Here is a 6,148-nt window from a genome sequence, read left to right as displayed (position 1 = left end):
TCAAAGTTACGAAAACGAATTCATCAACTACTTTGACCCTAAATATGTTTTAAACAGAACTATAGGAGGACCGCTGGAAGGCTTAGCTGAAGCCATAATGCACGGGAAAACAAGAGATTTACAAGTTGTGAAACAAAAAAAGAAGACCTCTGATTAAAAAATCAGAGGTCCTCCATGTTTCTTGAAGAAGCTCTAAACGAGCCACTGTCCCAAAAGGGACTTGATGAAACGTTATTCAGTATATATATACCCACATAAATTCATTACTAAAAGTAAAAAAGTAAAAAGGTCAAAGTATCAAAGATACCTTAACCTCTTCTTGAAAAGCTTATTAAAAGCCGTTGCCCATAGGGCTTGATAAATCAGTTGTTAACTAAACAATACTATACTGTTCTTTAATTTTCAACTGGTTAGTTCAAATCCCTAACTGAGATGTGACCATAGCCATCACTTCTTCCAATTTCTCAGGACTCAACTTAGCCACCTTACGGTCTATACGAGCTTTATCTATAGTCATGATGTCTCCCCCAATGATTCTAGAAGGATCTTTTGTTATAGTGCCAAATTCTAAGTCCTCATTAGTTAGTTGAATATTGTTCATCGGATCTATTCTTCTACCGTCTCCCTCTATTGGAACAACATTAACTTTTTCGGAGTATATGTTTTTCTTAGGATTTGAGATGATGACACAAAGATGATTGTTGTTTAGTTCTGTACCTACGTTATCTGGAGATAGGAGCACATTATAAATCTCCCCTCTCACTGGACGAACTGGATGGAACTTTCTGTGGTGACTCTTTTTTTCTCCAGCGTGCTTCTTCGATTTTTCATCTAACTCACACTTTTCAACGATAGAATCAATAATTTTTTTGACCTTCCATTGATACGTTGAATCAGTCTTTTTCAATTCCCGTTCAAGTCGGCTCTTTAAATTTTCTATTTCCGAATCGACATATTGTTTTTTATCTGTCATCTTTCATCCCCCTAAGTAATCAAGAAAAAATATCCACTTAAACCGAATACTACTATATCATTCTATGTCGTTATCACTCGAATTAATATTACTCACGTTCTTCAAGCCAATTATAAAACTCTACTTTTTTTCTTGATGTCGAAGAAACTTCTTGCTGATTTTTTATCAAAAGCCTATTGAGCTCTCTGAAATTCCAGACAGCACTTTTGATTAATTCATCGGCTCTTTCTCTTGTGACACTAATTGGTTCTTGAATATATTTCCGCATATCTTCTATATCTCGAATCAGTCCAATAGCTCTTTGACGCTCTTCGGTGTTGTCTAAATTTACGTACTGGAACATGTCTTCAAAAACAATATCTATAATGCTCTGTATTTCTTTTATTTGTTTTTTTGTAGCGCTGGTGAGTTTTTCTCCGTTCGACCAGATTAAATCAAACCCTATGATAGCTCTTCCGTCTTTTTCGTCTTTATATCTGACTTCTAGCTCTGTATTTTCGTTAATTTCTCTAATTGCCACGTCTAAAACAGACTTTTTAAAACGTCCAGTGTTCTCCAAGTAAGTTTTAGTTCCTTGAACGCCAAATAAGTTCATTAAGTCCTCTTTAGTCATGACCTTGTGCCAATAACCATGATGTGCTCTTATGAAGTCATATAACGTCCAAGAAAAACTACTTTTGAATTTTGATGCAATGCTCAGATCCGTCGTAATGTATTTCTCTTTTAAGTTTAAAATGTGGGGTAGCATCCGTGGATTCCACTCGAATTTAAAATGTCCTTTTCTATAATCCATTCCCATAAACACATTCCAAAATTTAAATTCTTCATTTTCGATATCAGCTGTGCTGAACTTAACACTCGTTACTTTATCAGCATCTTTTTTTGCATCTTCAGTGTTGTATTTCGAGAGCTTAAATTTCTTCTCAAAATCCGCTTTATGAAATTCAGTCACTCCGTTTTGCTGTGTACTAAAAATTGAAAAAGCTAAAAGCTGCATCTGGTTTAGGGTGAGTCCTTGATTGAGTTTCCCCATTGATAATTCATTACTTTTACGAATGGAATTCTCATGAGAAATAATTTGTGATTTCGTATTTACGCGCATCATAACACTTCCCCCTTGTGTACTTAATACTTCCCTCTATTTGTACCTTAATATAAATTAAAACACATAGACAATAATTTATGTACTTAATTTTTCAATAAAGTACAATAAAACAGAAGAAAAAGGTACAATAAAGGGAAGAATAAAGTACAATAAAGGGAAGAATAAAGTACATTTAAAACTTCAATCCCTTGTGGCTCTAAGGCTCAGTACCTTCCCTAAATATAAGTAATATAATTAATCTTTAAAAAGATTATATATATAAGCACCATTTGCGTGATTAAAAACTAAGAAATTAAAACCTACAAGAAAAGAACGTGGTCTGTTTAATAAATCATTGTCCTTCAGAAAGCACAGAAAGCATTTTAAGACACCCTAAGATGATTGATTGATAAAAACTACAGGTAATCTTCTGAAAAGCCTTAAAATCGATCACAGGCGTATTTGGACTGTAGAAGATGAAAAAGGTCACCACAAGGGCGACCTCTTTTAAAACGGCTATTTTTCATCACTCTCATACCACATCACATGGTCAGGATTGAGGGGGGTCAGTAACAGACGCCCTTGTCCATCCATTTCAAGTTTTTCAGGTGGAGAAATGCGGTTGTATTCGCTCAGGCGTGTCAGCAGTTCTTCTGTAGACCGTGTGGTCTTACTCATAGGGATCATCGCTCCATTTCCATCGTTTTTTGTGACTGGTTAGGTTTTTCGATCTCTTTGATGCTGTTTGAGACGATTCTATCTTCAGATTTATCAAGTTCCTTTAGTTTATCAGGATCTACGCCCAGTACCTTCATCAAGCTCTTCATGCGCTGGAACTGCTTATGAAAGGCTAACATCGCACGTTCTTTCCAAGCGGAGAACTCATGACGGATTTCCTCGATCTGTTCACGCAGCGAGCTGTTCTCTGTTTTCAATGACTTGTTCTCTTCTAACGTCCGTTTGTAATCGGGCACGAGCTGATTGTATTTGGTCGCCACTTCGTTGTACGTCTTAGCCAACTCGTTACGCTCGTTGATGATCTCCCGACTTTTCTGGAGGAGCTGTTCATGCTTCTTGACGAGATTCGAATTGTTGAACAGCTCTTGCGCCTTTTGTTCGGCTATATTGTCAGCGAAAGTGGTGAGGTTGGCTTCGATGTCCTTGCTTCTCCATTCGATTCCTGAATACATCTTCCGGAGCTTCTCCTGCCCCTTTTTTGCATCTTCCTGTAGCTGCATGACCTCTTTTTCTTTTTCAGCCAACTGGCGAGACAGGTTGGCGACCTCCACTTCAGCTACGGCACCATTCGTAGCGTAGTTTACCAACGTCTTGTACTCGTCATTCTTCATCAGGACTTGCCCGAATTTTTGAATGGGTTTTACATCTTCTATCGCTTTTACCTTTGTATCGATCTCTTGGATGTTTGAAAGGACCTGTTCGCTCTTCTGAGTAGCTTCTCTTTCGGCTTCATAAGCTGTGATCGCTTTGAATTTAGCCATGTCTAGGTGTTTTCGGCTCGAAGACACCCCACGCTCCAGGTCGAAGCCATGAGCCTTCACATGCGCATTGAAATCATCTTGCAGCTTTACAAACTGTAGCCGGTTCCCAAATACGTCTTTTGCTGAGAGTCGTCCATCATCGGTCACTGGAACCAGACCCACGTGCATATGGGGTGTTCTCTCGTCATTATGTACTGTCGCATAGATGATGTTTTGTTCCCCGTACTTGTCTGCAATGAAGTCTTTAGCTGTCTCAAAATAGCGTCTCTGTTCATCAGGGGTCATGTTGTCGAAAAATGACGAATCAGACGTGATAAGAAATTCTGAAAGGAGGACGGCATCTTTTCGGACCTTCTTCTCTGACTTCACATTTTCGGAGATGACCTGTTGAACCTCTTTCTTGTAATCCAGTTTTCTATCCCCGTGGATCAGGTCGTAATTCAGGTGAGCATCTTCAGTTCTGATGTCCGGATTTGTCTGGCTCTCTTTCTCTCTCTGATTGTGAAATTGGATGCCTTTGAGTGCTGTTGCTTTCATCTTTTGAACACGGATAATGGAATGACTCATAGAAGCCGGCCCCCTTAGGAAGAAGAGATTTTATAGATAAAGTATAACACACTAGACTTTACATACGTAAAGTGTGTGCTCTCCGAGGGTAGTGCATGGTGCAGCATCCTATCGGATGTGCCCCACAAGTTCAAGGGTATGGGGTTGATCGTCCGAAGTGGACGGTCATTCCCCAGTAGATCAAGGGCAAGAAAAAGCATCCGGACCCAGATGCTTTTTCCGTAGATCAAAAGTAAAAAAAGGACGGTCCGATCACTCGGCCATCCTTTTCTTCAAGACCAAACCTTGCCCCTTTTTAAAAAGGGGGCGAACCCCAAAATCCCCCTCGACGGGTGTCAGGTTCTCACATGGGGTGAGAACACAAGATAGGGTGGAAAGAATCTATCGCATCCATTCCTTAAATTCTAGACCTTACGGTCGTGCGATTTATCTTGGACGCTTACCATTAAATCTATAAAAAGAAAAGTATGGTTTTTAATACCAAGTTTTTTTATACTAAAGATTGAATATATTACCAAGGAGGAAATACATTGAAGAAATTGATGGTAGTGCTTGCATTCGCTTTACTTTTCTTTGTTACAAATAGCTTAGAAAATAAAGTATTCGCAAGTGAATTGCAAAACGAAGAGGAATTTGTAGAAACTGTAAATGGAGTGGCTGAAGAGAATGGCTTCACCGTCATATCTGATCCAACATTAATTCCAGAAACTACACTTAAATTTGACTCTGTTGAAGACTTTGAGGCATTTTTAGAAACAGAAAAATTGAAAGAAACGAACCCGACTGTTTTTACTCCACCAACATCAAAATTTGAATTTGCAACTTTAGCATCTACAAATCCAAAAACTTACACTTATAAAGAATACACAGGTGTTTCGGTTATTACCTCTTACGCTCGTGTAACAAGAAATACTAGTGGAGTTGTTACAAAGGTTGTGGTTTGGAGTGATCAATCAGGAGTTACAGTTCCAATCAAATACGCACAAACAACAGCATGGTATACATTAAATTCTAGTAAAAAAGGTGGTACCGCAACCATCAAAGGAACCAAATTTTACGGAGTAAATGTCGTGGGCCAAGAATTAGGATATGCTAGAAATGTTACTTATACTGTCCCATTCTAAAAAGCTAGGAGCTGTTAAACTTGTTTTATATTAATTGGCTAGATGTAACATTCACACTGTTTTTTATAGTTGCCGTTATTGCAGCAGTATTTTACATTAGAAAAATCATAAAAATCAGACGAGAAATAAAACAAAGAAGTCGTTAAGGTGGTACTATTAAACATTTCGCAAAATTGAATTTAGCGAGATAATACTACTCTTACATAAAAAAAGACGGTCCTTCCCTAAGGGAGGACCGTCTTTTTTTTATAGACATTCAATTAATCTCCTCACGCACCGAAAATAATTCAAGTTATAATTTGGAAAACTTGGTGCGAGGAGAATCAAATAATGCCACAACATTTAGGTTTAAATGTCCTAGAGAAGTCAGGGGGATTAAAACTAACAAGAGAAAATTATATAAAAGTAAACAATAAAAGCTCGTTTGGCGATGGAGTCGTTTACCCAGAATCATTTATAAAATCGCATAAAAAAAGATGCTTTGAGAACTTTGATTTGAATATGGCGTATTATCAATCATTATCTAAACAAGAATTTAACGAAGAACTTACGAGGTTTCTTAATAAAACTAACGTCTTTGAAGAATTTACGGATCTTTCTCTGTTGAAAGGTGTTTCTGGATATTACATCATGGTCCTAGACGAGTATTCTCAAGTTTATATCGGTATAAGTGGAGACATAACAAAACGCATTCGAATTCATTGGAGTGCCCAAAAACAATTTGACCGTTTGATATTCGGAAAAGTAAACGACTCCATTTTATCAATAGACAGTTTTAGAGCGTATGATACCACCAGAATATTTGCATATGTATGTGACGATTTTCAAAGTTACGAAAACGAATTCATCAACTACTTTGACCCTAAATATGTTTTAAACAGAACTATAGGAGGACCGCTGG

General features: G+C 37.7%; 6 protein-coding genes. 2 read left to right on the top strand and 4 right to left on the bottom strand.

What is annotated here, in order from left to right:
• Positions 1 to 415: 415 nt before the first annotated feature.
• The 4 genes from CF394_RS03465 to mobV form a co-directional block, all read right to left on the bottom strand.
• Positions 416 to 973, bottom strand: coding sequence for a type II toxin-antitoxin system PemK/MazF family toxin (locus CF394_RS03465; protein ID WP_094941872.1), 558 nt, complete (start codon positions 971 to 973; stop codon positions 416 to 418).
• Positions 974 to 1,061: 88 nt separating this feature from the next.
• Positions 1,062 to 2,078 (bottom strand): replication initiation protein, encoded by a 1,017-nt coding sequence (locus tag CF394_RS03460; RefSeq protein WP_094941871.1) that lies wholly within the window; start codon positions 2,076 to 2,078, stop codon positions 1,062 to 1,064.
• Positions 2,079 to 2,573: 495 nt separating this feature from the next.
• A complete protein-coding gene (locus tag CF394_RS15710; protein WP_165767442.1) occupies positions 2,574 to 2,735 on the bottom strand; it encodes a hypothetical protein in 162 nt (53 codons plus the stop codon).
• A gap of 5 nt (positions 2,736 to 2,740) precedes the next feature.
• Complete coding sequence (gene mobV / locus CF394_RS03455) at positions 2,741 to 4,123, bottom strand: MobV family relaxase (RefSeq protein WP_094941870.1); 1,383 nt, start codon at positions 4,121 to 4,123, stop codon at positions 2,741 to 2,743.
• A 530-nt stretch (positions 4,124 to 4,653) separates the two neighbouring features.
• Here mobV and CF394_RS03450 point away from each other — a divergent pair.
• Both CF394_RS03450 and CF394_RS03445 read left to right on the top strand, forming a co-directional pair.
• Positions 4,654 to 5,247: a hypothetical protein gene (locus CF394_RS03450; protein WP_094941869.1), complete on the top strand. Its 594-nt coding sequence runs from the start codon at positions 4,654 to 4,656 to the stop codon at positions 5,245 to 5,247.
• Between the two features lie 330 nt (positions 5,248 to 5,577).
• A partial coding sequence (locus CF394_RS03445) for a hypothetical protein (protein WP_094941868.1) occupies positions 5,578 to 6,148 on the top strand: 571 nt, incomplete at its 3' end.

This window comes from Tetzosporium hominis (genome assembly GCF_002265435.1).
In the GTDB taxonomy this organism is placed as follows: Bacteria; Bacillota; Bacilli; order Bacillales_A; family Planococcaceae; genus Chryseomicrobium; species Chryseomicrobium hominis.
Note: the sequence above shows the minus strand (reverse complement) of the source record. Positions and strands in the feature narration are given on the sequence as shown.

Excerpts from the sequence above, each read along its gene's own strand:
- CF394_RS15710 (WP_165767442.1), bottom strand. The coding sequence starts at position 2,735 with ATGAGTAAGACCACACGGTCTACAGAAGAACTGCTGACACGCCTGAGC.
- CF394_RS03460 (WP_094941871.1), bottom strand. The coding sequence starts at position 2,078 with ATGATGCGCGTAAATACGAAATCACAAATTATTTCTCATGAGAATTCC.
- mobV (WP_094941870.1), bottom strand. The coding sequence starts at position 4,123 with ATGAGTCATTCCATTATCCGTGTTCAAAAGATGAAAGCAACAGCACTC.
- CF394_RS03465 (WP_094941872.1), bottom strand. The coding sequence starts at position 973 with ATGACAGATAAAAAACAATATGTCGATTCGGAAATAGAAAATTTAAAG.